This is a genomic window from Heyndrickxia coagulans DSM 1 = ATCC 7050 (genome assembly GCF_000290615.1).
Lineage (GTDB): Bacteria > Bacillota > Bacilli > Bacillales > Bacillaceae_C > Weizmannia > Weizmannia coagulans.
This window is the reverse complement of record NZ_ALAS01000018.1, coordinates 1-955: the sequence shown is the minus strand read 5'-3', so window position 1 is coordinate 955 and position 955 is coordinate 1. Positions and strand designations below refer to the sequence as shown.

General features: G+C 41.0%; 1 protein-coding gene. It reads right to left on the bottom strand.

Translation table 11 applies throughout. From position 1 onward, the window contains the following. Positions 1–500 precede the first annotated feature (500 nt). Positions 501–812, bottom strand: a complete 312-nt coding sequence (locus IC21_RS00650) for a CDP-glycerol glycerophosphotransferase family protein (RefSeq protein WP_235801094.1) — start codon at positions 810–812, stop codon at positions 501–503. Positions 813–955 lie beyond the last annotated feature (143 nt).

The following is a 955-nucleotide window of genomic DNA, read 5'->3' as shown; positions in this document are numbered from 1 at the left end:
TCTTTTTTCTTTAGTGGAATAAATCAACGACCTTTAATTGTCTGACTGCTTACAGTTTCAGGGGATATAGCATTTTGGCAAGGGCTCTAAAGAAGCTTTTAAGGATGAGTATATCCTTTGTGAAGAAGTACTAAATACTATTATTGAGCAATTTTTAAAAAAGTTACCTGTCAGCTATCAAAAACACCTAATTAAAGCAGCTTAGCTCTAAATTAGCCGGGGTAACCGCAATGGTGACAAGGGGTTTGCACGATTTTCGTACTTTCAAGTTTTAGTATATAATATGAAAGATACATTGCCTCTCTGTTTCCTATTGAGAAAAATAGTAAACATGCAAAAGCCATATTAAAAATATCAAAGATACTTTTATCTGGAAATTCCTGCCCTCTACGTAAAAAAATAAAAACTCAGCCACATCCCGGCCTGAATTCCAGTTTAAACAGATATCCCAAACAGGTGAGCTCCGGCCATATTCGCCCGCTTCTCATACTCCCGCAAACTCATCCATACATTCTTCCCTTTTTTTCGTCCTGTTCACGCAAATACTGTACCAGATCGCGGCTGGAGTGGCCGGCAGAGTATGTATTCCAGGTTCTTGAGAATGCTTCTATACTTCCCGCATCAAAAGAACCAGTTTTAATCAAATCAATAATTTCTGCCGTCGTACAGGCAATCGGCCCGGGGACAAGCTGGTCATACGGTTCCCACAACCCCCGTGTGGCCTGATAGCTTTCCAGATCATACGGATAAAAGATCATCGGGCGGCCTAACAGGGAAAACTCAAAAGGGACAGAAGAATAATCCGTGATCAAGTAATCTGAACCAGCAATAATTCGTTGATGTTCATATCATGGGGGCAGTCCATCACAAAATCAGGATACTGCAGCAGCCCTGCCCCTTTGTTTACAGCCGGATGAAATTTCACCGCAAAAATATACTCATCCTTCAGTTCATC